The sequence below is a fragment of the Pseudochelatococcus sp. B33 genome (assembly GCF_053570585.1).
In genome coordinates, this window is the sequence record NZ_JBSEFH010000004.1 from 63,325 (window position 1) to 88,610 (window position 25,286).

The 25,286-nt window shown below is 60.0% G+C and carries 21 protein-coding genes; 8 read left to right on the forward strand and 13 right to left on the reverse strand.

The features are described from left to right. Nucleotides 1–139 precede the first annotated feature (139 nt). From ACUSIJ_RS05360 to ACUSIJ_RS05385, 6 genes are all read right to left on the reverse strand, one after another. Nucleotides 140–937 (reverse strand): aspartate dehydrogenase, encoded by a 798-nt coding sequence (locus tag ACUSIJ_RS05360; protein ID WP_449307348.1) that lies wholly within the window; start codon nt 935–937, stop codon nt 140–142. 12 nt (nt 938–949) lie between these two features. Then, complete coding sequence (locus ACUSIJ_RS05365; RefSeq protein WP_449307349.1) at nt 950–2,338, reverse strand: gamma-glutamyltransferase; 1,389 nt, start codon at nt 2,336–2,338, stop codon at nt 950–952. Continuing rightward, on the reverse strand, nt 2,335–3,765 hold the full coding sequence (locus ACUSIJ_RS05370) for an aldehyde dehydrogenase family protein (protein WP_449307350.1): 1,431 nt from the start codon (nt 3,763–3,765) through the stop codon (nt 2,335–2,337). The genes ACUSIJ_RS05365 and ACUSIJ_RS05370 overlap by 4 nt, the downstream gene beginning before the upstream one ends. A 116-nt stretch (nt 3,766–3,881) precedes the next feature. Continuing rightward, entirely contained in the window at nt 3,882–4,745 is an 864-nt protein-coding gene (locus ACUSIJ_RS05375) for an ABC transporter permease (protein WP_449307351.1), read from the reverse strand. Then, nucleotides 4,742–5,542, reverse strand: coding sequence for an ABC transporter ATP-binding protein (locus ACUSIJ_RS05380; RefSeq protein WP_449307352.1), 801 nt, complete (start codon nt 5,540–5,542; stop codon nt 4,742–4,744). Before ACUSIJ_RS05380 ends, ACUSIJ_RS05375 begins: the two co-directional genes overlap by 4 nt. Nucleotides 5,543–5,611: 69 nt before the next feature. Then, nucleotides 5,612–6,628, reverse strand: coding sequence for an ABC transporter substrate-binding protein (locus ACUSIJ_RS05385; protein WP_449307353.1), 1,017 nt, complete (start codon nt 6,626–6,628; stop codon nt 5,612–5,614). Between the two features lie 331 nt (nt 6,629–6,959). Here ACUSIJ_RS05385 and ACUSIJ_RS05390 point away from each other — a divergent pair, with 331 nt between their 5' ends. The 4 genes from ACUSIJ_RS05390 to ACUSIJ_RS05405 all read left to right on the forward strand — a co-directional run bounded on the left by ACUSIJ_RS05390 (nt 6,960) and on the right by ACUSIJ_RS05405 (nt 11,355). Further along, a complete protein-coding gene (locus ACUSIJ_RS05390) occupies nt 6,960–7,520 on the forward strand; it encodes a cupin domain-containing protein (RefSeq protein ID WP_449307354.1) in 561 nt (186 codons plus the stop codon). Nucleotides 7,521–7,586: 66 nt separating this feature from the next. Further along, nucleotides 7,587–8,450: an FAD binding domain-containing protein gene (locus tag ACUSIJ_RS05395; RefSeq protein ID WP_449307355.1), complete on the forward strand. Its 864-nt coding sequence runs from the start codon at nt 7,587–7,589 to the stop codon at nt 8,448–8,450. An 11-nt stretch (nt 8,451–8,461) separates the two neighbouring features. Continuing rightward, nucleotides 8,462–8,959, forward strand: coding sequence for a (2Fe-2S)-binding protein (locus ACUSIJ_RS05400; RefSeq protein WP_449307356.1), 498 nt, complete (start codon nt 8,462–8,464; stop codon nt 8,957–8,959). After that, a complete protein-coding gene (locus ACUSIJ_RS05405; protein ID WP_449307357.1) occupies nt 8,956–11,355 on the forward strand; it encodes a xanthine dehydrogenase family protein molybdopterin-binding subunit in 2,400 nt (799 codons plus the stop codon). The genes ACUSIJ_RS05400 and ACUSIJ_RS05405 overlap by 4 nt, the downstream gene beginning before the upstream one ends. Before the next feature lie 133 nt (nt 11,356–11,488). Here the strand turns inward: ACUSIJ_RS05405 and ACUSIJ_RS05410 are convergent, their stop codons facing one another. The 7 genes from ACUSIJ_RS05410 to ACUSIJ_RS05440 form a co-directional block, all read right to left on the reverse strand. Further along, complete coding sequence (locus ACUSIJ_RS05410) at nt 11,489–13,618, reverse strand: beta-galactosidase trimerization domain-containing protein (protein ID WP_449307358.1); 2,130 nt, start codon at nt 13,616–13,618, stop codon at nt 11,489–11,491. Between the two features lie 64 nt (nt 13,619–13,682). Beyond that, complete coding sequence (locus tag ACUSIJ_RS05415) at nt 13,683–15,320, reverse strand: ABC transporter ATP-binding protein (RefSeq protein ID WP_449307359.1); 1,638 nt, start codon at nt 15,318–15,320, stop codon at nt 13,683–13,685. After that, entirely contained in the window at nt 15,313–16,248 is a 936-nt protein-coding gene (locus tag ACUSIJ_RS05420) for an ABC transporter permease (RefSeq protein WP_449307360.1), read from the reverse strand. The genes ACUSIJ_RS05415 and ACUSIJ_RS05420 overlap by 8 nt, the downstream gene beginning before the upstream one ends. A gap of 7 nt (nt 16,249–16,255) precedes the next feature. After that, nucleotides 16,256–17,173 (reverse strand): ABC transporter permease, encoded by a 918-nt coding sequence (locus tag ACUSIJ_RS05425; RefSeq protein WP_449307361.1) that lies wholly within the window; start codon nt 17,171–17,173, stop codon nt 16,256–16,258. Nucleotides 17,174–17,255: 82 nt separating this feature from the next. Next, nucleotides 17,256–18,341 (reverse strand): hypothetical protein, encoded by a 1,086-nt coding sequence (locus tag ACUSIJ_RS05430; RefSeq protein WP_449307362.1) that lies wholly within the window; start codon nt 18,339–18,341, stop codon nt 17,256–17,258. Between the two features lie 140 nt (nt 18,342–18,481). Then, complete coding sequence (locus ACUSIJ_RS05435; RefSeq protein ID WP_449307363.1) at nt 18,482–19,900, reverse strand: ABC transporter substrate-binding protein; 1,419 nt, start codon at nt 19,898–19,900, stop codon at nt 18,482–18,484. A 175-nt stretch (nt 19,901–20,075) separates the two neighbouring features. Next, on the reverse strand, nt 20,076–21,185 hold the full coding sequence (locus tag ACUSIJ_RS05440) for a mandelate racemase/muconate lactonizing enzyme family protein (RefSeq protein WP_449307364.1): 1,110 nt from the start codon (nt 21,183–21,185) through the stop codon (nt 20,076–20,078). A gap of 112 nt (nt 21,186–21,297) precedes the next feature. Between ACUSIJ_RS05440 and ACUSIJ_RS05445 the strand changes: the two genes are divergently transcribed. The 4 genes from ACUSIJ_RS05445 to ACUSIJ_RS05460 all read left to right on the forward strand — a co-directional run bounded on the left by ACUSIJ_RS05445 (nt 21,298) and on the right by ACUSIJ_RS05460 (nt 25,286). After that, nucleotides 21,298–22,239: a LysR substrate-binding domain-containing protein gene (locus ACUSIJ_RS05445; RefSeq protein WP_449307365.1), complete on the forward strand. Its 942-nt coding sequence runs from the start codon at nt 21,298–21,300 to the stop codon at nt 22,237–22,239. Then, entirely contained in the window at nt 22,236–23,138 is a 903-nt protein-coding gene (locus ACUSIJ_RS05450) for a LysR family transcriptional regulator (RefSeq protein WP_449307366.1), read from the forward strand. Before ACUSIJ_RS05445 ends, ACUSIJ_RS05450 begins: the two co-directional genes overlap by 4 nt. A 138-nt stretch (nt 23,139–23,276) precedes the next feature. Continuing rightward, a complete protein-coding gene (locus tag ACUSIJ_RS05455) occupies nt 23,277–24,389 on the forward strand; it encodes an ABC transporter substrate-binding protein (RefSeq protein ID WP_449307367.1) in 1,113 nt (370 codons plus the stop codon). Between the two features lie 27 nt (nt 24,390–24,416). After that, on the forward strand, nt 24,417–25,286 hold the full coding sequence (locus tag ACUSIJ_RS05460; RefSeq protein WP_449307368.1) for a branched-chain amino acid ABC transporter permease: 870 nt from the start codon (nt 24,417–24,419) through the stop codon (nt 25,284–25,286).

The following is a 25,286-nucleotide window of genomic DNA, read 5'->3' on the forward strand; positions in this document are numbered from 1 at the left end:
GGCTGCGTCTGGCGACCAGATGGCTGCCGACCGGGCAGGGCGCTGATCCTGCGCTTCGGCAACTGTCGCGATTGCTGCCTGATGACCTGCATCATATCAGCTGGCAGCGAGTTGCGGAGGATCGATTATCGTCAGCCCATCAAACATTCAGCCACCCTGCCTGGTTGAGTATCGTGCGCGCCAAGCTGAACGGCGCGAGCATGGATGTCTTAGGGTTGTCCTGCAGGGGGTGGGCCATGACGGACACACTGATCTCACCGAAGGTGCCTCTGGCTTCGATGATATGACGATTTCCCGGAGTCTCGGGATCGGCCATGAGAGTGACCTCGGTTTTGTCGAAGCCGATTCCGGCCAGAGCGATCGCTGCAACGACATTTGCATTCTGAGGAAATCGCAGGGCGGCGCTGCGCGCATTGCCGGTGAAGAAGGCGCATGCCTCTGTCACCTTCTGGAGGTCGATCATTTCCTCGGCGGCGGTGCCCACCCAGGCAAGGGGAAGCTTTCGTGAAGCGTACCGCACCTCGGTTAGTCCCGATCGGCGTGCAGCGGCAAGCGCATCGAGACCTCCCGCCGCTCCCGCGGGGATCATAATCCGTGCTCCGCCTGACAATGCCGAGTTCCTAAGTTCCTGCAACAGAACATCATCGGCAAGCGCACCGACGGAAGAGGCAACGAGGTCGACGCCGCCCTCCAGAATGCGGCGTCCGTAGGCGCGGAGTGCAGCGTGGCCAGCACACTCGACAACAATATCGAGATCGCACTTATCGAATTCGTCCCAACTACTCGTGATCTGAGCAGACGGGAGGGCGGCTTGGGCGGTTGCGACTCCGGTGGGGAGCGTCAGGACCGCCACGATCTCCGCACCCTGCGACTCCCGCTGGAGTGCTCGATACAGCGCCGACCCAATAGCACCAAAGCCTATAAGTCCGATTTTCATGTTTGCCCCTACTCAGAAGAGAGCTTGAGCGCTGGCGCCGGTCCGTGGATCCGCGGCAGCCCTATGTAGCGAAGGTGTAATGCTGATTAGTTGCTGCGCCGATCGCAGACTAAGCTCGTCAATCGCTACGTGCTCCATTGGCGCGAGTAGCGCGCCAGGCTCGGCGGCAAGGATGTTCTTTGCATCCAGCGACCATCGAGGCGCAATCATCACATCGTTAAGATCGCACCCGCTGAGAAGATTACCGATCATCTGGGCGTTCCAGGGCAATTGGTTCACGCCACCCGGAGTCGCCCCAATGATATGGCGATCTGGACTTTCGAGGCTCCACGCGTGCAAGGTGGTTTTGGGAACGCGCCCCGCTGCCGGGGCGTTGGCTGCATCCGATGGGGCCTCAAGGTCAAATCCCCGGCCAGGTCGGTTGTTGAGTATGAGGCCGCTATCAAGAACGACCCCGGACGCAAACTGAGGAAACGAGTTGCTATGCAACACGACGACAGCGTTTCCTTCGTCATCTGCTGACGCGACGACGGACGTGCCGCCATCGGCTCGTGCTCTGCCGGCACGTTTCGCGGCGTCACGCTCCGCCCTTACGGCAGCGACAATGTCTTCTCCTTCCATGACGCGGCGGATGATGCGGATCAGTTGAGAACCATGTGTCGGCTCGCCGGTAACGGAAAATGTGTGCTCTCCGATACGGCTCTCGATCGCGGGCTGGATGCGTGCCGGCCGCTGCCGAAAATCTTCTTTCGCTATAAAGCCGCCACCCGCTGCAATAACGCGCACAACCTCTTCCCCGAGCTCGCCCTCGAACAGGGCTTCTTGCCGTTTATTGAAGGTCCGAAGCAATTCTCCGAGCACCGGGAGCCTCCTGATCTCACCGATCTCGGGGATTCGTCCCCTTGGAGCATAAGGATTGTTCGGGCTATGGCGGGCCAGAAGATCCCGTGCCTCGACCACGTAACTGCGGGTTACTCGCGTCCATGGAATGCCTGCGCTCGCCGCCCGAATTGCAGGTTCCGTCAAATCCGCGAGTGAACAGCGCGCCATAGCGTGTAGGGTTGCGTACCCGTGGGGCGCGCCCGGAATCCCGACGGATGCAGCACCGAGATGCTCCATCCGCGCCCCCCGGGCAAGCGCCGCTGCACCTGCGCCGATGCTGACGAGAGACTGGAATGGGCCTCCATCCGTCCTAAATAGCGCAACAAGGTCGCCGGCCAGACCGCATTTCATAGGTAGCGCGATATGCTCCATGAAACATGCAGCCAGTGCGGCATCGAATGCATTTCCTCCATTGGAAAAGGCATGCACGCCGGCTGAGGCAGCGGCCGGATGACCGGCCGTCACGACCTTTCGACCGGCAACCACAACGTTCTCACGAATACGTTCCAATGCGGTCATGGCCTGATCCCCGTAAACTTTATTTGCGACAGCTCCTCGATCGCGTAGCGGATACCTTCGCGACCCGTCCCGCTCAGCTTCATCCCGCCGAACGGATACATGTCGAGCCGGAAGCGACTTGCTTCATTGATCCAAAGCGAGCCCACGTCGAAATCATCCGAGAACCGCATTGCGCTCTTCAACGAGGACGTGAATACCGCCCCTTGAAGGCCAAACGGACTATCATTTGCCAACTCCAGCGCCTCATCTATGCTGGAGAAGGCTTGCAGAAGAACGATCGGCCCGAAGACCTCCTCGGACCACAGCCGCGCTGTGCGGGGCACATCGATAAGGATTCCGGGCGAGACGGTGCAGCCAACCTGGGCTGGCTCAAGCAGATATCTTGCGCCCGCTGCGATCGCATCGCGGCACATCGCCATCACGCGATCGGCTGCGGCCTGATGGACCATGGGGCCGATATCGGTCTCAGGATCCGAGGCAGGCCCCACCTTCAGTCTGATCGTCGCCGCGATGAATTTCGACTGAAACGCATCGAATACGCTGCTATCCACCAGGACACGTTGCGCAGAGATGCACTGTTGCCCGCTCGCTTCAAATCCGGCCGAAGCAATCTTCCTCGCTGCATCATCAATATCGGCGTCCGCGAGGACGATGTTAGCGGCATTGGAACCAAGTTCGGATACGAACTTCTTCACGCCGCTGGCCCAAACGAGGGCCTCGCCGGCCGCCGTCCCCCCTGTGAAGCTCACCGCTGCGACGTCAGGATGAGATGCCAGAGCAATCGCGGCATCGCGATCACCGGTAATGACATTGAACAGCCCGGGCGGCAGTCCACTCCGCGTGAACAGCTCTGCCAGGGCAATAGCCACGTCTGTGCCTGGAGGGGCCGGCTTCACGACGACCGCATTCCCCGCGGCGATGGCGGGAGCCAGCTTCTGGATGAGCAAATTGACAGGGGCGTTGAATGGCGTAATGGCGCCGACCACGCCGTATGGCACGTATCTGGTGAAGCCAAAGTGTCCGGCCCCGTTCGGCACTGCATCGAGCGGAATGACGTCGCCTCCCATTGTGGTCAGAACCGCGGCGCATCCTTCCATGAATTCGACGCCGCGCCTGACCTCGACGAGAGCTATACGGATCGGTTTGCCGACATCAAGACTGATTATCTGTGCGAGCTGTTCAGCGTTGTCATGCAATATGTCCGCTGCAGATTTGAGCCAGCCGGCGCGCTGATGTAAGGGCGAAGCCCTGTGTTTGCGAAACGCTTCGCGCGCATTCCGGACCGCTGCATCGACACCTTGGGCATCAGTCTCGACAAGCGTCGCTCCCTTCTGGTTGTCCTGAGGTCGAAGAAGGTCTCTTTCCAGACCCGGCTGATCACTATGCTGGCCCCCGATGAACGGAGTGAGGCGCTTCACTTCGGACATTCTCTATCTCCGACACACCCGCTATCGGGTGTTCTGTATTGCGTATTGCACCCGCCGTCTCTGATGGAGCGCACCAGGCAGGTGTGGCGGGCAATTGATCTCGCATCGCGATGCCGTCAGCCGCGCTCACGTTCGAGTTGACGCCAACGGGAAAGACGTCCTTCCAGCCATTGCACGACCTGCGTCAGCACCACGCCGAGAATGGCGATGATGATAATTGGAACGAAAAGCTTCGCGGTCGCGAATACGTTCGAGAACTCGACAATCATTCCGCCCAATCCGGATATAGCCGTGAAGAATTCGGCAACGATAATGCCGATGATGCACAGTCCGACAGACAGACGGACCCCCGCCATAATGAACGGAAGAGCTGCTGGAAGGATGATCTTGTAGAAGATCTGCGATTCCGTCGCGCAGTAAGCTTTGCCAATTTCCAGCATTGATCCACGCACGTCTCGAATGCCGGAGTAGGTATTGATGATGACCGGAAAGACCGCTGTCGAAGTGAGAATCGTGACTTTCCCCCAGAACCCCAGGCCTGCCCATAGAATGATGAGGGGAATCAACGCCACGCGCGGTATCGCGTAGAGCGCGTTGATGAAGGGATCCAACGTATATTCAACAATCGGCCACTGGGCGATCGCGATACCGAGTCCAATGCCAATGACGATAGTAAGCACAAGCCCCATCATAAATGGGCCAACGCTTTGCATTGTCGCCGTCTGGATCTGACCGGAGTTCCAGAGCTCGATAGCCGCGGCCCATATCGCACTTGGTGATGCCATGAAGATCGGATTTGCATAGCGTCCGAAATATTCCCAGAGTATGAAGAAAATAATAACCGATATCGCCCGAATAGCGTTCGGACTGAAAACATATTTCCGGATCGTAATGGAAAGGGGCACCGGACGCAGCGGTACCGTCCGCCGGTGCTGCTTTGCACCTTCAGAGGGGTGGATATCATCTATGACAGTCATCATTCCATTCCCTTCAAAAGTTGACGCAGTTCACCACGGTACGTGCCGAAACGCGGATCGCTCCGCATGTCGGATCCCAAACGCAGGTCGGCGATTGGTGATTTGAATATTGTATGTATCCGGCCTGGGTTCGTCGCCAGGACGAAGATTCTGTCCGACATAAGGAGCGCTTCGTCGATACTATGTGTAACGAACAGAACGGTAGCCCCGGTTTGCGACCAGATCTGCAGGAAATCATCCTGCAACTGTTCCCGTGTCTGTGCATCGAGAGCTCCGAATGGCTCGTCCATAAGGATGAGCAGGGGCTTTCGTATCAGCGCGCGGGCGATGGCGACACGCTGTTGCATGCCGCCGGAGAGCTCATGTGGATAATGCTCACCGAAACGCTCCAGCCCTACGAGTTTCAGAAGCTCTCGAGCCGCCTCCCGGCGCTCGCTCTCACCCGCTCCGTCAATCTCCAGCGGAAATTCAACATTCCGCAGGGCCGTTCGCCACGGCAGCAGCCCGAAGTTCTGGAATACCATGCAGGCATCCTTCCGGGGCTGTACGACTTCGTCGCCCGCGAACGTAACGCGGCCTTCGTCTGGGCGCATCAAGCCCGCAACGATGCGAAGCAATGTCGTCTTGCCGCAGCCACTTGGACCCAGCAAGGATATGAACTCGCCCTTGTTCACCTGCGCGCTGATGCGATCCAGCGCGACATTCATCAACAGCTGTGGATTCCCGAGCCGCTCGCGGCCAACAAAGAATTTACTCACGTCGTTGAATACAATTATCGGCTCAGAGTGTTGTTGCAACATCGTTTCCCTCGTTATTGGGGGGATTATTTGCAATCGAACGCCCAATTTTGCAATTGGGCGCCACACCATTTATTTGACCGTACCAAGTGACTCAAGTGCTGCATCCACGAACCGCGGTTCGAGTAGCTGCTGTGGATCTATGTCAGTCTTCAGGATATCGAGACTCTTGTTAAGCTCTGCGGTAAACTCCGCAATTTCCGGATCCAGTCCCCCGTTCACACCCCACAGATTGCTTTTGTTCATAGCGAGCACTGCAGCTCTGCAGATTTCGAGTTCGAGATCAGGGATTCGTTCGTGAAGGATCTGAGCGGCTTCCTCCGGATTTTCCATGATCAAGCGCGAACCCCGGATACCTGCTTCCGTAAGGGTTTGGAAAATTTTTGCCAGACGAGGATCGTCCAAACTCTCCTCGCGAACGACATTCCAGACATATCCGAGTTTAGGAAACTCCGAGGATATATTCGTCAGTACTTTGACGGCGTCCCCTCCCTTTGCGGTTGTAATGAAGTTGATCAAGGTCGCGTCAGCGCGCCCGCCGATGACCGCCTGAAGGCGGGCCGCGTGCCCTCCCACCTGGATGAACCTCGACTTGCTTTCATCGACATTATGCTTACGCATGACCATGCGCGGGAGCTGATCTGGCATGCCTCCTGGACCCGACGTCGCGATGATCCTTCCGGCCAGATCTGCAAGGGAGCTACCCTTCGATTCTGCGATGACAAACTCGTAATCAGCAATCGGTTGCCACGAACTAATTGCCTTTATCTTGGCGCCCGCCTCAATTGCCGCAAATATGTTCACTGCCCCAATAGTTGCGATATCGACATCCTTCGACAGAAGTACCCGCATCGCATTGGAGTCGCCTGTCACATATACTTCGTCAATGTGCAGATCTCCGAGCCATCCTTTCTTCTGCGCAACAAACAGGGGTAGGGAGAGCGTTGTGGGGGAGCCTGTGAATGCCATCCTTACTGTTTCAGCATGCGCGGCTCCACCCAATATCGTCGAAAATAACAATAGTCCGACATATATGTCCCTCGCCAAGGCGGAGAGTCCGCGATGGAATCTATTTGTAATACTTTTCATTTTGCGCCTCCATTAATGCTTCGGAGTTGGCCGGCGTCGAGCGGCGTTAGCGTGCGCCCTCTCTGGATGATTGCATATTGACTGACTAGTTAGATTTGTGTCAAGCTCCTCATGCTTACAATCGGTTCCTAGTTGAGCAGTGGCACGGACGGAGAGCGATGCAGATGTCGAGTCCTGCATACTTTTTGTGTTCGGCCGGTGGGATGGGAGGTAACCATAGGTGGAAACCGAAATCGACCGGCTGACCGCATTTGCGACACGTCCAGGGAGGTCGTGCTGTAGAACGCCGTGCTGCGCGTCGTGTTTTTTTGCTGAGCAAAGGAGAAATAATATGGCAGCTCGCCATCCTCGCCCGCCTGAACTGGTGGACGCGTCACTAGAAGAGATTTTGGATAGGTACGTGGCGCGCTTCAGCACGCGTAAGGCGGATTGGGCAGCATTCGAGGACGCCAAGATTGAAGGATACAAGCGCGCGCAGCATCGCTTTATTGGGGCAGGCGGATCCGGCAAGTTCGCTGACGTCAACGTCATCCCTCCGCGCGGATTTACCCTGAGTATTATGTATGTCGAGCCGGGGCAGGGAAATGCGCCCCATACTCATGAGGCAGAAGAGGTTTTCTTCGTTCTCGATGGCTTCCTCGACGTTTTCGTCGAAGACGAGACCGGCAAACGTCTGACCACGCGGCTCGGCAAATGGGAGTGCATCTCCTGTCCGGCGGGCGTCATTCACGGTTACGACAATACCAGCCTTGAACCTTGCTATTTTCAGGTTATGATCGGTCGTGGAATGCCCGAGACTATGGGCTACAAGGATGAGTCGCTGTTCCAGCGTCGGGGCGCGCACCTGTCCCAGGAGGATTTGGACAAGGTCGATGAGCAAAAGTCTGCGTAACGGACTTTAGTCGCGATCAGCGGGGCGGACGGGTGCGTTCGTCCCGCACAGTTTCTGGGTTAGGCCATGAAACCACCGCCATTCGAGTATTTCGCGCCGCGCACTCTTTCCGAAGCGGTGTTTCTACTGGGGCAGTCCGAAAATGCGCGTGTTCTCGCGGGCGGTCAGTCCCTGATGGCAATGCTGAACATGCGCTACGTCTTCCCCGATCGCATCATCGATCTGAACACGATTCCTGAGCTGGACTATATTAGGCAAGATGGCGGGGATATCGTGATTGGCGCCATGACGCGTCAGCGCACGCTCATGACGTCCGATCTTGTTGCATCACATTTGCCACTGATCCCTAAGGCGCTGCGTTACGTCGGTCATATTCAGACACGGAACCGCGGCACATTGGGTGGCAGTCTGTGTCAGCTCGATCCGTCGGCCGAACTGCCGGCCACGGCGATGGCGTGCGACGCAATGCTCGAGGCCACTGGCCCCAACGGAACACGGTCAATCCCGTTTTCCGAGTTTCCGGTCATGTATATGACCCCGGCGCTTGAAGCCGACGAGATCCTGACATCGGTGCGGTTCAAAGCGTGGAATGGGAATGTCGTTACGGGATTTCGCGAGTTTTCCCGTCGGCATGGAGATTTTGCGATCGGCGGTGCAGCGGTGGCCCTCGGACTATCGCATGCCGATAAGATCGAGCGAGCCTCCGTCACTCTTTTCGGAATAGCGGATGCACCCGTCCGCGCCGTACAGGCTGAGGGTCTGTTGATTGGTCAGCAGTTAAGCAGAGAGCTCATTGTCGAAGCATCGCGCCTATGTCTTGGGCTGGCAACTCTTGAAGACAATTACTGCAGCGCTGAGTACCGAAGCCACGTTGCAGCGGCAATGGCCGAGGATGCACTCAGGGAGGCAGCCTCCAACCTTTTCTCGTAAACGGCAAGTCAATGATTTCCGCTCCCTCCACACACACCGTTTCAATAGTCGTCAACGGGCAGCCGCGCTCCGCAAGCGTCGAAGCGCGCACAACTCTCATCGATTTTCTGCGCCACCACCTGAAGCTGACAGGATCGCATGTGGGCTGCGAACACGGCGTATGCGGCGCGTGCACGGTTCTGGTTGACGGGCTTTCCGTGAGAGGCTGTCTCATGCTCGCGGTCCAGGCCGAAGGAAGGCGTGTGGACACGGTCGAGGGGCTTGAGACCACGAAGGGCCTCCATGTTCTGCAACGTTCCTTCATGAAGCATCATGGCCTTCAGTGCGGGTATTGCACCCCTGGCATACTGATGACGCTTGTCGAGTTTCTACGCGATGTGCCCGAGCCAAGCGACGAGGAACTCCGTGAAGCGATTTCCGGCAATCTTTGCCGCTGCACCGGCTACCAAAACATTGTGAAGGCAGCGATGGCCGCGGCAGCCGAAATGCGTTCTGAAGGAGTTCGATGATGCTCGAAAGTGAGCGGGCTTCCTTCATCGGCCAGCGCTATCAGCGGGTCGAAGATCCAAATCTTGTGCGAGGTATGGGCCGTTTCGTCGATGATCTGCACATGCATGATCTGATGGAAGCCGCATTCTTCCGGAGCCCGGTTGCCCATGGCTTGATCCGGTCCATCGACGTGAGTGTCGCGCGTGCTCTGCCAGGCGTTCATGCAGTCTACACGCTGGCTGATCTACGCAAGGTATTGAAAGCGGATCGACTCCCTCTTCAATTTCCAAGCGACGTGCTGCCGCAGGATATTTCGCCGTTCATTCTTGCTGGCGAGGAAGTCAGTTTCGTCGGCGAGGCGATCGCCTTGGTGGTCGCCGAGAATCGCTATATCGCCGAAGATGCGCTCGCGTTGATCGATGTCGACATCGACATTCTTCCCGCTGTTTCCGACTGTCGCGATGCTCTCCTGGACGCCTCGCCTCCTGCGCATGTATCGCGCCCAGGGAATCTGCTGATCGATTTTATCCAGAGCTATGGCGACGCGGGCTCGGCAGTCGCGACAGCGCCGCGACGCGTCTCTCTCAGTTTGAAGCAGCATCGCGGTGGCGCCCATCCCATCGAATGCCGGGGTGTTGTATCGAGCTTCGACCCTGCTGACGGAAAGCTGACCGTCTGGAGCTCGACTCAATTGGCGCACGAAGCACGCTTCTTTATCATGAAGATGCTCGGCATGGACGAGGACCATGTCCGGGTTGTCACGCCGGATGTGGGTGGCGGGTTCGGCGCAAAATTCATCCTGTATCCGGAGGAAGTCGCGATTTCCGCCGCGAGCGTCCTGCTGCAGCGCCCCATCAAATGGATTGAGGACCGGCGCGAGCATTTAATGGCATCAATACAGGAGAGAGATCAGTATTGGGATATCGAAGTCGGTTTCGATGACGATGGAAAGCTTATTGGCGCGCAAGGCACAATGATCTGCGACGCGGGATCCTATACATTTCAGGGAATCAACCTTCCGTATAATTCATCGACGAATTTCCCTGGTCCGTACGTACTTCCGAACTATCACCTTCATGTTTCCGTCGTAGAAACCAATAAGGTGGCAACAGCACCTGTGCGAGGCGCGGGATATCCGGAGGGATGCTTCGCGATGGAACGCGTCATGGACGCCATCGCACGCGAGCTTTCCCTGGATCGGGCGGAAGTCAGGCGTCGCAATCTTATTCCCGCCGACGCAATGCCGTACGAGACGCCGATGAAAGTCCGCTCGAAGAGTGCGGTTGTCTATGACAGCGGTGACTTTCCCGGCTGTCTTGCCCTTGCTCTCGAACGCGCTGATTATGCGAATTTTTCCCAGCGCCGCAAAGAGGCGGCGCGTGAAGGCCGGTTGCTCGGATTCGGTATGGCGACCGGATTGAAGGGATCCGGACGTGGCCCCTTCGAGTCTGCGATCGTGCGCGTAGGTCGATCCGGACTCGTCTCGATCTATACGGGCGCGATGGCAATGGGCCAGGGCCTCAAGACGATACTCGCTCAGATCGCGGCGGACCAGATCGGCGTTCGGCCCGAGAACATCGTCGTCACAAGCGGCGACACCTCGACTATCCAACTGGGGCTTGGCGGCTTTGCCAGCCGGCAGACCGTGACCGCAGGAAACTCCGTACATCTTGCTGCGTGTGCCGTCCGGGCGAAGGCCTTACAGGCTGCTGCGATCATGCTGGAGGTTCCGGAGGAGAATCTCGATATCATCGACGGCATGATCGGGGAAAAGGGCAAGAATCGCCGCATATCCTTGGCCGATATCTCCGATAGTCTCGCTGGGGCTCCAGGTTACAAGATCCCGGTTGGCCTCGCGCCCGGGCTGGAGGCGGCGGTCAACTTCGAGACCTCTGCACTCACGTATGGTCTCGGCGCCCACGCTGTGGAACTGGAGGTCGATGCAAGAACCGGTGCTGTCAAGCTTCTGAACTATGTCGTCGTTAACGATTGTGGCCGTGTCATCAATCCGATGACGGCCGAGGGGCAGATCCACGGCGGGGTCGTGCACGGGATTGGCAACGCGCTTTTCGAATGGATGGGCTATGATGACAACGCTCAGCCGTTCACAATGACTTTTGCGGAGTACCTGCTTCCGACGGCGCCGGAAATCCCCCCCATCGATGTCAATCTCGTCGAGTATCCAAGCCCCAAGAATCCGCTCGGGGTGAAGGGAATCGGAGAGTCTGGAACGGTGCCCGCAGCGCCTGCGATCATCTCCGGCATCGAAGATGCGCTTCGTGACTACGGTGTGACAATCTCAGAAACCCCGATCAATCCGGCACGTCTTTTCCAATTGATCAACAGCGCCCGGCGTGTCGCCTCTGCAAGTGAGGGTGATGTGCATGGGGCGTTGAATCTGTCCGCCGTCGAATGACTTGTGTCCGGGTTGGCCGCCACCACCCTGTCGATACCCGGGATCGTCATCAGCCGCGTGAAGATCGTCACTTTCGCCTGTCTCATGCTCAAACACGCCCTGTACTCGCAACAGGTTCTAACGGCCTCTAGCTTCACGCCCGGATGATCTCGATCGTCTCCATCGCATCGAGCCGTGGCAGGGTAAGACGGAGGTAGTCGCCATCCCGCTCCACGGGCAGTTCCTGCCCGGCGAAGACCAGCCGCGCGGTTGTTGCCGTAAAGCCAGCGGGCGCGCGCAATGCGATGGTCAGCCCATGAAGCGGCACCAGCTCCTCGATGATGCGGCGCTGCCCGGTGTTGAAGCTGCCGGGCGACGAGAAATTGACGAGCGACAGGACAAGCCGATCCTCGCGCTCCAGCAAAGCCAGATCGATGAGGCCCGGCCCCTCGACGCGCAGCACGTCCCGGAAACCGGCTGCTGCTTTCACCGCATTCGCCAGGAGACGGAACAGATCGCGCAGACCGTAGCGGAAGCCGATCAAATCCGGCTGCCAGGGGAAATGCACGACGCGTCCGGGGCCGGCGGCGAGGTCGAGCACCATTGGATAATCGGTGACATGGTCGATGACATTGAATTCCGGCACACTGATGCCGCTGCCGACCTCGCCCTCGACCGGGGGTACGAGAGTGAGCGGCGCGGCCGTCGTTTCGCCGTTCGGCGTCCGCACGAACACGATGTCGCCCGCAACCGGTAACAGGTCCGTGCCGTCGAAGCCCGCCATCAGCGGATCTGCCGGCGTGCGGATCACGGCATAGGCGGCACGCAGATTGGTCCACGTGACGCCCGTCTGGGCGACACCCGCCAGCCGCGTCAGCAGCGGTGTCTCGCGCGGATTGCCGAGGTCGTCGAAGTCGCCCGAGCGGTAGGTCGAGACCAGATGACCGCCTCCCCTGACGTAGGCTTCCAGTGCTTCGCAGGCCGCGTCGGACAGGCAGGCCGCGTTGGGAAGAACGATGGCACGGTAGCGCCTCAGCGCGTCGAGGGTCAGCCGGTTGCCCGACAGAATGTCGAAGGGGATGCGCTGATCCATCATCGCGTTGTAGGCACCGCGAAAATGGTCGAGATAGCGCCCGGTCGGATCCTGATGACCGATATTGTCGAGACTGTGCCGTGAATAGACCAGCCCGACCTCCGCGGCGGAACGGTTGCCGAGATAGGTGTCACGATTGGCCTTGAAGCAGGCGAACGTCTCGCGCAGAGCGTCGAGGCCGCGCTTGTCGAAATAGCGTTCCTGGTACCCAGTGACATGGATCCACGGCATGACGCCCTGCGCCATGATCTGGCCGGCCCACATGCGGTTCTCCGCTGCCGGCACGCCGTAGAACCGCCACCACGGCAGGAAATAGCTGACAGTGATGCCGCCCCCTTTCTCAGGGGCGAGTTCGCGCATGTACCGAGCCTCGAGCCCCGGCCAGAACATGTTGGTGTAGCGTCGCTGTGCCTCCAGCACGATGCCGTCCTGATGCGGCTCGGTATAATCGAGATCCCAGCCCCCGACGCGCGAATGGTCCCAGGACTCGGCCACCTGGCTGAGCGGGATCCAGGCGCATTCCGGGCGAATGCGGTTCTTCAGCGCCTGTACTTCGGCATTCCACTCGGCGATGCATTCGTAGCGCCATTCATTGTATTGGCGCCACGTCTCATCGGCCCAGTTCTCCTGAGGCAATGCCTTTCCTGTGCGTATGCGAAATTTCGTCTGGCACACGCCGCAATGGCATTGAGGCGTGTGCCAGGGCGAAAACTGCGCCGCATTGGCCCAAAGCGCGTCGAAGGGATAGCGCATCAGCATCTCCTCGATGACGCGCATCATGAAATCGCGGTAGTAGCCGCCATTCGGGCAGGTGATGAAGTGGCCGTGTACGCCGATCGGCTTGCCGTTCCTGTCCTGGGCGAACCATTCCGGCCGTTCCTCGTAGAGCGCACGCGAGGCCATGGAGGGGTCGATGCGGGCAATCGGGCGGATGCCCCGTTTCCGGAGGGCTTCGATCATGTCGGCTGGCAGGTCGCGGTCTCCGAGCCCCGCCGCACGCGGATGATGCTTCACCTGGGTCGGATAGAAGGCGACGATGCCGCCGACCGAGAAGCCGAGCGCATCGAGCGAGAAGGATCGGGCGAAATCCGCCATCTTCTCGGCGTCCCAGCTTCCCGCATCTCCCTCGCGCAATGTCATGATCATGACGAGCGAGCGCTTGAGCCAGCTATGGTCGATCGTTGAAGTCATCTTGGTCCCTATGGTCATACGACCGCGAACGATGGGCCGGTCACCGGGGCGACATCGGCTTTCGTCAGGCGGCGCGGCTGGTTAGAAGCGGGTCGGCGTTCAGCAGTTCACGGGTGTAGGGATGCTGCGGGTCGGTGAAGATTTGCCGCGTCGGCCCCTGTTCGACGATGATGCCCTTCTTCAGGACGAGCACGCGGTCCGCGAAGCTGCGCACCACCGGCAAGTCGTGGGCGATGAAGAGGTAGGACAGGCCGAACTCGTCCTTCAGCCGCTTCAGCAGCGCGATCACCTGCGCCTGTACCGAGACGTCGAGGGAAGATACCGCCTCGTCGCAGATGATGATCTCCGGCTTCAGCGCCAGGGCGCGGGCAATGGCAATGCGCTGCCGCTGGCCGCCGGAGAATTGGTGTGGATAGCGAAGGGTATGCTCGCGCTTGAGCCCTACCTCCTCCAGGAGATCGCCGACCCGCTGGGGCCACAGCGGGTGGGGCAGCGCATCCCTGTGAATTGCCCATGGTTCGGAAACGATCTCGAACACGTTCATGCGCGGATTGAGCGAGGCCGTCGGGTCCTGGAACACCATCTGGATTTGCCGCCGGGCGAGATCCCTCAGCTCGGACGTGGCATGGATGAGGCTCTGGTCGCGATAAAAGGCATCGCCTCCGGTCGCCTCATCGAGCCCGATCAGCGTGCGCACCAGCGTCGACTTCCCCGATCCGGATTCCCCGACGATACCGAGCGTCTCGCCGCGCGCCAGTGTGAAGGATACGCCGTCGAGCGCGAGGACGGGCGGGCGCGTCGTGCGGAACAGGCCGCCGCGGCTGGCATATTCCTTGGAAAGCTTCTCCACGCGAAGCAGCGCCTCCTCTTTCTGCGCGGCCGGCACGCGCGGTTCGGGAAAGCCGTGCCGGCCTGGAATGGAGTCGAGCAAGGTGCGCGTGTAGGGGTGCTGAGGTGTCCCGAACACTTCTTTCACCGTCCCGGTCTCGACGATGCGCCCGCCATTCATGATGGCGACGCGATCGGCCATGCCCGCGACGATCCCGAGATCGTGGGTGATCATCAGAAGGCCCATGCCGCGTTCGCGTTGCAACTCCTTCAGAAGCTTGAGGATGCGCGCCTGCACGGTGACGTCGAGTGCCGTGGTCGGCTCGTCGGCAATCAGGAGATCCGGGTTCAGCGCGATCGCCATGGCGATCATGATCCTTTGCCGCTGGCCGCCGGAAAATTGATGCGGATAGTCGCTGAAGCGCCCCGCCGCATTGGGGAGGCCGACATGCTCCAGCAATTCCAGCGCCTTCGCGTCCGCCTCATGGCGCGCCACGCCGTGCGAGCGGAAGGTTTCCGCCACCTGCCAGCCAATCGGATAGACCGGGTTGAGCGCCGCCAGCGTGTCCTGGAACACCATGGCGATGCGCGAGCCATTGATCTCGCGCTGCCGCCCGGGCGAGACCTTCAGCAGGTCCTCGCCCTTGTAAAGCACCTCGCCCGCGGTGATACGCCCCGGCGGGATGTCGATCAGCCCCATCAGCGCGGAGGAGGATACGCTCTTGCCCGAGCCGCTTTCGCCGAGAATGGCGAGCGTTTCCCCGCGGTCGATGTACCAGGAGACATCGCGTACCGCGGAGACGACGCCGTTCTTGGTGTGGAACTCGACGGAGAGGTTGCGGACCTCCACGAGATGGTTGTCCGTTTCAGTCATTGCTGCCGCTCCCGTTGCCGCTGTTTCTGGCCTCAAGCCGCCAACGCTGAACCGGATCGGTGACGATGCGAATCCAGTTGGCGAGAAGGTTGAGGGACATGGTCGTCAGCGTGATCGCCAGGCCGGGCCAGAACGCAACCCACCAGGCGGTGGCGAGATAGCTCTGCCCCTGCGCCACCATCGCGCCCCAGGTGAATTCCGGTGCCTGAATGCCCAGTCCGAGGAAGCTCAGACTCGATTCGGAAAGCATGACGAAGGCGAATTCGAGCGTGGCGATCGTGACAAGCGTCGGCGTTACCGTGGGGCGGATGTGCCGCCACACCAGCCGCCAAGGCGAGGCACCCATCGCCTTCGCAGCCAACACGAACACGCGTTCGCGGACTTCCAGCACCTCGGCGCGCGTGGTGCGCAAATAGATCGGTATGCGCGTAATGGCGAGCACGAGAATCATATTCCCGACGCCCGCGCCCATCACATAGAGCACGATCATTGCGAGCAGCAGGGAGGGAAAGCTCATGAGCACGTCGGCGCCGCGCATGATGATGCCGCTTATCCAGTCGTTCCGGAAACCCGCGATGAAACCGAGCAGCGAGCCGATGAGCAGCGACGTCAATACCGCGCCGGTCGCCACCAGCATGGTGTTCTGGGCCCCCACGGCGATACGGGCGAGGATGGAGCGGCCGAGCGAATCCGCGCCGAGGACATAGTGCCAGCCCAGATGGGTCGAAAGGGGCGGGGCGTTGCGGGCCATCAGGTTTATCTTGCCGGCGCTGCCGCCGAACAGCCACGGTCCGAAGATCGCGAGGAAAACGATCAGGATGAGAAACAGAACGGCTGCAAAAGCAAATTTGTCGCGCCACAGCAGGCCGGTCGACTGGCGCCAGATTGAAGGTTCCGTCATGGCGAGGTTGGGGGCCGTCATGGTCATCCTGCCCTCATGTATGCTTGATGCGTGGATCGAGCAGCGCATAGGCGAGATCGACCACGATGTTGAGCAGGAAGATGGCGCAGGCCGTGACGATCACGCCGGCCTGTATGACCGCAAAATCGCGGTACTGAATCGCCTCCATCATCAGGCGGCCCACACCGGGGAAGCCGAAAATCACCTCGATCACGACCGCGCCGTTGATCATGCCGGAGGCCTGATCGCTGGCTACGGTGATAATCGGCAACATGGCATTGCGCAGGGCATGGACGAAAACGATAATGCGTTTTTTCACGCCCTTGGCGCGGGCTGTTTTGACATAGGCGGAGGACAGCGCGGTGATCATCGATCCGCGCACAACCTGCGCCAGCAGCCCGCACGGCCGAACGGCCAGCACGATCACCGGCAACACCCAATAGGCGGGGCCGCCTATGCCGGAGGTCGGCAGCCAGCGCATCCAGACCGCGAACACGAGAACGCTCACCAGAGCGAGCCAGAAATTCGGCACGCTCGCTCCGCAGAGCGAAATGATGTTGACGAAGCGGTCGAGCACGCCGTTCGGGCGAAGCGCGGCCATGGAGCCGGCGACGATGGCAACGACCAGCGCGAGCGCCATCGCCAGGACCGCGAGCATAAGCGATATGGGGAAGGCCTGCATCACCAGCCCCAACGCCGGACGCTCGAGGCGCACGGAATTGCCGAAGTCAAGCTGCACCAGATTGACCAGGAAGCGCTGGAACTGGACGATCAGCGGATCGTCGAAGCCGTTTGCCTTGGAGAAAGCCGCACGGACATCGGCCGGCGTGTCGATCGGCAGATAGAGGTCGGTCGGATTGCCTGTCAGCCGTGCCAGAAAGAATACGAGGATGATCAGCCCCATGATCGAAATGGTGCTGTGGAGCATGCGCTTCGCAACGTAGCCGTTCACGGTCGTTCTCCCCTGTTGTCCGCGCGAGGTGTCGTCAAGTCCGCCAAGGGCAGCACCGCTTGGCTCATCGACACCACCTGGCTCATTTGGTGTCGGCGTATTCGCCGTTTTGTCGACGCACTATCTCGCGCTCGGCGGGGGTTTCCCACTGCTGGGCATAGTCGCTCTGTTCCCAGGCTTCGAGATCGAGCAGCCCGATGCCCATGCCGAATCCGGGTTCGCTGGTATAGGTGTTCACCATGAAGGCGAGCCATTTTCCGTCCGGACTGACATTGGAGTTGCTCGCGCGCCATGGCTTGCGGTCGAACATCCGCGTCATGCGTACGCGTCGTCCGGAGCCGTCGAGCTTCAGCTTCCACAGATCGATCGGCGGAAATTGATCGACGAAGTCGCAGGAGGATTCCAGACAGATGTGCTGGTGGTCGGGAAAAATGCCTTCCGGCTCATTATGGGTGAGGGGTTCGTCGATATAGGTGCGGACATCCAGGGTCTTCAGATCGATGCCGCGGGTCTGCGTCTTCCATGTCGTCGAGCGGTCGCGCGGACCGATATATTCAGCCATGATCACTTCCGTGTCGTTGTTGCGGAAGTCCTGCGGCTCGGGCCGGCGCTCGCCGCTGGGCGTGCGGTATATCGGGCGCGTCGCACCGAGTTCCGCACCCCTCGGGCCGTATTCCAACTCGGTCACATAGCATTCGAAATCGCTGATGGTGCCGAGCCGCGGATCGTGTTCACCGTGGCGGGAATAGGTGATGCGGTCGGCGATCGACGAGACGCCGATCCCCTCGAAGAGAGTGAGCCCCATCGGCCGTGGCGGGTGGCGGGCATCCTTGTCCATGTACCAGAGTTCGGATTCGACATAGCGGCTGACGTGATGATCCTTGAACTCTTTCGGGCCGATCAGCAGGTAATCTCCGTTGCGCAGAAACAGCACGCGGAGGAAGGCGTGATGCGCGCCGAGATCGCCCGTGAGATTGCGGATTTGCCGTGTCTCGAGATCGATCTCGTGGACGTCGCCGTAGGCTTTTTCCACGAAGGCGATACGCTTGCCGTCCGGAGACCAGTATGGCCGCGCGCCGTAGCTGCACAGTTTCTGATGGAAAGGCGGCGGGTTGTCGAGAATATGCTCGCCTTCGTAGGGAGCATTGTCCCACTTGTAGATGGGCATGGATTTTCCTCTCTCTCTCTCTCTCGGCGGTTCGTTTCGCTTGTTTCAGGGGCGATGTCTGGGGACCCGCACTCCCTGAGCGGGGCGGCCGTCGCTTGCGTCACGCGGCCGCCACCCTGTGGGTCGCTGTGGTGTGCGGGCTACTTGAACGTGATACTGCTCAGTTCGAGTTTGCCTTGGGTCGTGAAATCGGGCTCGTAGGACACACGCTCGCCGACCCGGATGTAGCTCACCACGTGGAAGAGCAGCACGTCGGGAATGATGTCTTCCTGTACGATGCGGTTCGCCTGCTGAAACAGTTGACGGCGCTCGTCTCCGGTGGCCGCTGAGGCTTCGTTCAGCAATTTGTCGAGATCGGGGTCGGAGACGTTACTCAGCCCGCCGTCTGACGTGTAATAGACGATCATGGTGTAGAACGCGTCCCCCGACACGTTGTCGTGCAGCTCATGCACCATGGAGGCCGGGCGGTCGGCGGGATAGGGCTTCCGACGGATGGCGGAGTGCTGGATTTTGTCGACCATCACGATCTTCACATTGAGGCCGGCCTCCCCCCAATATTGAACCAGCGTTTCCAGCATCTCGGAGAGATTGGCCTCCATGAATTCGCTGCCGTAGAGCAGAATCTCCTGGTCGACCGGAACGCCGTCACGTCGGGCTTCTTCGACCAGGGCTTTCGCCTTGGCCGGGTCATGGGGCCACGGCTTGAGATCGGGATTGTAGCCGTTCACGCTCGACAGCATGTATTGACTCGCCGATACCGAGAGCGGGCTGACGATGGTGCCGATGAAGGCGTCGCGGTCGATGGCGAGATTCAAGGCTTCGCGCACGCGTTTGTCGTTCAGCGGCGGCTTATCCATGAAGATGCGGATACGGCTCGTATCGGCGTTGAGATAGCCGATATCCGTCTCGTCGTTCGTCGCGTCCTGCGGAGCAAGTTGCAGCGCAATATCCGCCTCGCCAACCTCGACCATGGAAGCGCGCAGCGCGGGCTCGGAGCGCCAGACATAGGTCGCCTTTGCGACCTGCGGGGCTTCGCCCCAATAATCGGCGAAACGGGTCAGCACGAGACTCTGCGCCGGATCCCAGCTCGTGAAGACGTAGGGACCGGTACCGACCGGATGACGGGTTGCCTCGGTCATCGACGTGCTCGGCGCCGTGATCGCGGTCTGGGCGAGGCTGAGCGGCATGAGCGGCATCGGCTCGCTCGTGACGATGTCCAGCGTGTGGTCGTCGATCACCTTGGTTTCGAGCGTGATGCTCCCGAAGGAACGGATCTTGTCGCGGCAGGCGATTTCCGGGACGAACTGTCGCTTGAGTGCCGTCACCGCGGCTTCGGCGTTGAAGGGCGCGCCATCGTGGAACTTGACCCCCTCGCGCAGCTTGATGCGCCAGGTATTGGGATCGACCTGAGTCCATTCCGTGGCAAGGTTGGGTTGCGGCTGGCTGGTCTCGGGATCGAGTGTGAGCAGTGTCTCGATCACGTTCTCCTTCAATACCTGGCCGATATAGCTGGTGGAATTCATGTGGCAGGGCTCCACTACGTCCACGGCCGAGGCCATGACGATCCGTATATCCCTGTTGCCGTCCTGTGCCAGGGCCGGCGACAGGAGGAGGCCGGAGCAGAGCGCAGCGCTTATGGATAGGTATATATTTGTTTTCATTGATGTTTCTCCCTGTGATTTTTGTTTTCTCGTTCCGAAACGGGCTGTGGCCGGGGTCCGGCTGTCGTCGTGCTTACAACGAACTGACGCGGTGATCGGCGCTGGCCAGCCAGTCGGGGCTGATTTCGACACCCCAGCCGGGACCCGCGGGCACTTCGATATGGCCGTCGATCACGGTGAAGGGATCGGAGGCGAACATCCCCTCGATCCACTGCGGATCTTCGATGCTGAGTTCCATGAAATGCCCGGCGTTCGGCAAGGCCGATTGCAGATGAACGGTGAAGACAGAAACCATCGAGCGATTGGCGGCGTGGGGCGTGCACGGCAAGCCGGCCTCCTGCGCCATGCGCGCCACACGCAGCGCGCGGCTGATGCCGCCGACATAACACACATCGGGTTGCACGATATCCGCCGCTCCCATGCCGATCATCCGGCGGAACTGGGCGAGGTCCACCTCCTGCTCGCCCTGCGAAACCGGGATGGCCAGCGCCGCCGCGACCTCGGCGGTCCATTCGAGTTCAGGGTAGGGGCATGGCTCCTCGAAATGACCGATCCTGTAGTCCTCGAGCATCCGCCCCACTTCAATGGCATGCTTGGGGGTGAAGCCGCTGTTCGCATCGCAGAGCAGTTCCGTCCCGTCACTGAGGGCCTTGCGTACAGTGGGAACGATCGTTTCGGTTCGACCGGGCCAGCGGTCGACGTCATTGCCGAAATTGTTGCCGATGCGGATCTTGAATGCCCGGAAGCCTTTCTCCTGCTGGAGCCGAACCAGGCGCTCGGCCTCGTTTTGGGGGGTGATGTCGCGGAGCATGCTGGAGCCGTAGACGGCCTGGCGCGTCTTCGTGCCGCCGAGCAGCGCCGCCACGCTTTTGCCCTTGCGCTTTCCCTTGAGGTCCCAGAGCGCCGTGTCGATGCCGGAAATGGCACGGCAGGTGTAGGAGCCGGGAAACTTGTGCGCGCCGATCCAGCAGCGCTCGACCAGGGTGTCGATGTCGTCAGCTTCGGCACCGAGCACGACCGGGGCCATCTGGCGATGCAGAATGGCAGAGGTGATATCCGCATTATAGGGCGCGACCTGACCGTAGCCTTGCCGCCCGTCCTCGGTTGTAATGCGTACGACGCCGACGAACTCCGTGGAGAAGGTCTCCACACTCGCAATCTTCTGCATTTCCATCCCTGTCATGCGCGGCCCGTTTGTCGGACCATTTTCAAGGGATGCTAAAGCCAAACTTTTTCATTGTTAATTGGACAAATATTCCTTTCATTATATACGAAAAGTATCGGATGGTGTTTCCATGGACAAGTTGCGCGATATTGAGACCTTCATCGCCGTGGTCGAGGCCGGCAGCTTCGCGAAAGCTGCCGGGATCATCGGTGTGACTCCGGTCATGATCGGGCGGCGTATTACCCAAATCGAGCAACGGCTTGGCGGCACGCTCCTTGAGCGCAGCACGCGACGGCTTGCCCTGACCGCGGAAGGGGAACGCTATTACCGCTACGGTCTTCACATGATAGCGCGCCTGCGCACGGCGGAGCGATTGGTGAGCGACGGGCGCGACTATGCGACGGGTCAACTCATCGTGACCTGCTCGTCGAGTTTCGGGCGTCAGCATGTCGCGCCGCATTTGCATGAATTCATGCACGCCAACCCGGATGTTCATGTCTCGCTCAACCTGAGCGACCGCGTCGTCGATATCGTGCGGATGGGTTATGCGATCGGTATTCGCACCGGTCCCGTTATGGATCCGCATCTGGTGGCGACACGTCTTGCCTCCAATCGCATGGTGGTCTGCGGCACGCAGGCCTATTTCGATCGGCACGGTGTGCCGCTGACACCCGAGGACCTCCTTCACCACAATTGCCTCACTTATAACGAGCATGGCGGTCAGGCACGTGGTTGGCACTTCCAGAAGGCGGGACAGCCGATTGTCGTCCGGCCCGGCGGCACCCTCGCGAGCAATGACGGGACCATGCTTACACGCTGGACCCTGGAGGGTCGCGGCATCGCGTGGCGTCCGCAATGGGAGATGGCGAAGGCGATGGCCGCAGGTGAGGTCGTCACGGTGCTCGACGACTTCGCCCTGCCGGATCAGGACATCTTCGCCACCTACCCGCCGCAACGTCCGCTGCCGGCCAAGATCCGTCTCTTTATCGATTGGCTGCGTCAGATTTATGCCCAGCCCGGCTATTGGGCTTCGGCCGGTCCACTCCGGGGGAGGGGAGACGATTCGGCATGAACCGCTACAAGGAGATTCGCGCCTTCGTTGCCGTTGCCACCGAGGGTTCGATCGCCAAAGCCGCGATTAAGGAAAAGGTCACGTCCGGTATGCTCGGCCGACGCCTCGACGAATTGGAGAAGCGGCTCGGTGTGCGGCTGCTTCACCGGACCACGCGTCTGCTTACCCTCACTGAACAGGGACGGTTATTCCTCAAGCATTGCGAAGATCTGCTGATCGACCTCGAACTCAGCGAGGCGGAGATATTTCCCGACACATCGGAAGTGAGCGGGCAGATGCTGGTGCTGGCTCCGCCTTATTTCGGGCGTGAGCACGTCGCCGCCCATGCCGGCACCTTCGCCGCCGCTCATCCGGCGGTGCGGCTCTCCTTCAATCTGAGCAACGACTATCCCGACCCGGTTCAGGAAGATTACGACCTGTGCATCCGGATCGGGGACGTCATCGACCCTCATTTCGTGACGACCAAACTCGCCCCCAATCGACGCGTCGTCTGCGCCACTCCTGCGTATTTCGCAAAACACGGTGTGCCGCGCACGCTCGAGGATCTCGCGCACCACAATTGTCTCGCAGTCAATCTGCAGGCAAACCGGCAACGTGAGTGGCTGTTTCAGGAGGACGGCAAGCTGGTCTCGGTAAAGGTGGACGGCAATATCGACTGCAGCGACGGGGAAGTGCTGTTCCAATGGTCGCTGAGTGACGATTGCCTCGCCTGGCGCTCGACATGGGAGGTCAACGCCCAGCTTGCCACCGGCAAACTGATCAGTGTCCTTGACGAATATGCGCTACCGAGCTTCGACATAACGGCTGTTTATCCACGCAACAGGCCGTCCCGCCTTGCCCGGCTGTTCATCGCGCACCTGCAGGCAATCTATGCCCGGCCCGGTTATTGGGCTGGATGACACCCCACGACCGCGCCGGCATGGGCATGGCACAGGTCACGGCAGCACGCTTTGCCGTTGATGCGCCCGCTTGACATTTCGTTTCGAACGAAACAAACATCTGCATTATCGGGTACGAGAGACCCTGGGGAGGAACAAATGAGACTGTTGATTCAGCTTTCACTCGCAGCAATCGTGTCGTCGGCATCCGTGGGGCAGGCGACGGCGCAGGACGCCTATACGTTGGGCGCGCTCTATCCGCTTAGCGGTCCCACAGCGGCCTTCGGCGAGATGTATCGTCGGGCGACGAACCTTGCCGTCGAACAGATCAACAATGACAAGCTGCTTGAGAAGCCGTTGAAAGTAGCGTTCGAAGACAGTCAGGCCCAGCCGCAGGCGGCTGTCGTCGCGATGAACAAGCTTGTGCGGGTCACACAGGTGCCGGTTGTATTCACCGGTTTTTCGGCAGTTTCCAAGGCGATCGCTCCGATCGGCGGTCGCGGCGAAGTGCTGGTCCTCAATGGCGGCGCTTCGTCTCCGGATCTCGCGGGCCTTTCGCCTTATTTCTACAACGTTATTCCGCTGGCAAACGACGAAGTGACGACGCTTCTGCCCTACCTGGCCAATAAGGGAGTCAGGAAGATCGCCCTCGTCTATGTCGACGATCCGCTCGGGCAGGCGGTCGTCAAGACATTGGAGACGGACACCGTCAAGAATGAACAGGAACTGGTCGGCGCATTCGCGATCTCGAGCTCGACATCCCAATTCGCCAGCATTGCGGCCAAGGTGCGTGATACCGGGGCCGATGCCGTGTTCCTGGCCTACTTCGGCCAGCAGCTTATCTCGCTGGCGAAACAGCTGCGCGACGCCGGAGTGGCTGCGCCGTTCGTCGGCATTTCGACGATCGGCGATCCGAATTTCATCGCCGACCCGGCAGGCGACGGCACCATTTACGTGAGCCAGAAGACCGATTGGAGCTCCAGCGATCCGCTTACGCGCCGCTTCGTCGATGCGTATCGCAAGGAGTATGGCAAGGAGCCCACGCCCTATGATGCGAACTACTACAACGCAACGATGATCGTCGCCAAGATCATCAAGGAATTGGAGAACTCGAAAGCCGACGTCACAGGCAAAGCAATTCGCGACAAGTTGGCCGAGATCAAGACCTTCGATGTGGTGGGCGGGAAGCTGACCTTTCATGACGACGGAACGGTGACCGTGCCCAGTCAGGTCAACCTCATCACCGACAAGTCGGTTCAGGTCGTGCAATAACGCGCTGCCTCAGGACGGGATCTGGCAATGCTTCTCTTGCAGTTACTGTTGGATGGCCTCCAGTCCGGCGCCATCTATGCCCTCATGGCGGTGGGTTTCGCCATCATATTCGGCACGACCCGCGCCTTTCATTATTCGCATGGCGCAGCTTACCTGATCGGAGGTTATGCATTCTATTTCAGCGTCTCGGTCCTCGCGCAGAACTGGTTCGTCTCATTCCTCGCGGCGATGGTTCTCGCCACGGCCTTCGGCGCCTTCGTCCAGCTGGCGATCTATCGGCCAATTCAGCGGGACGCAGGGTCGTTTTTCACAATCTTCGTGGCCTCGTTCGGCGTCGCCGTCGTCGTGGAGAACCTGATTGCGATGTATTTCGGCAGCGGGTTCCTCTCCGTGACGTCGCCATTCTCCCGCGCGGAACAATATGCGGGCCTCTATATCTCGAAACTCGGCCTCACCACCATTGTCGTCGCGCCCTTGATCTTCTTCCTGCTGAATGCGTTCTTCGAACGAACGCGGATCGGCCTGGCGCTGAGAGGCTTGTCGGACAATCCGGAACTGGTCGCGGTGTTCGGTCTCTCCTCGCGCCGTCTGTGTCTCATCGCTCTGATGCTGGGTTCGGCGCTCATCGTGCCCGCCGCCGTCTTCCAGACGATGACCGCGGGCCTCACCCCCTCGGCGGGCCACCGTGTCATGCTGATCAGCCTTGCTGCCACGATCATTGGCGGGATCGGGAGCCCCCGTGGTGCGGGAATGGGCGGTCTGCTTCTCGGCATTGCCGAAAGCCTTTCATTCTGGAAGTTGCCGACGGGGTGGAGCGACGCCGTTACCTTCCTCATCCTGCTCGCCTTCATTCTGTTGAAGCCATCGGGCCTGCTCGGCCTCAGAGCACGGGTCTAG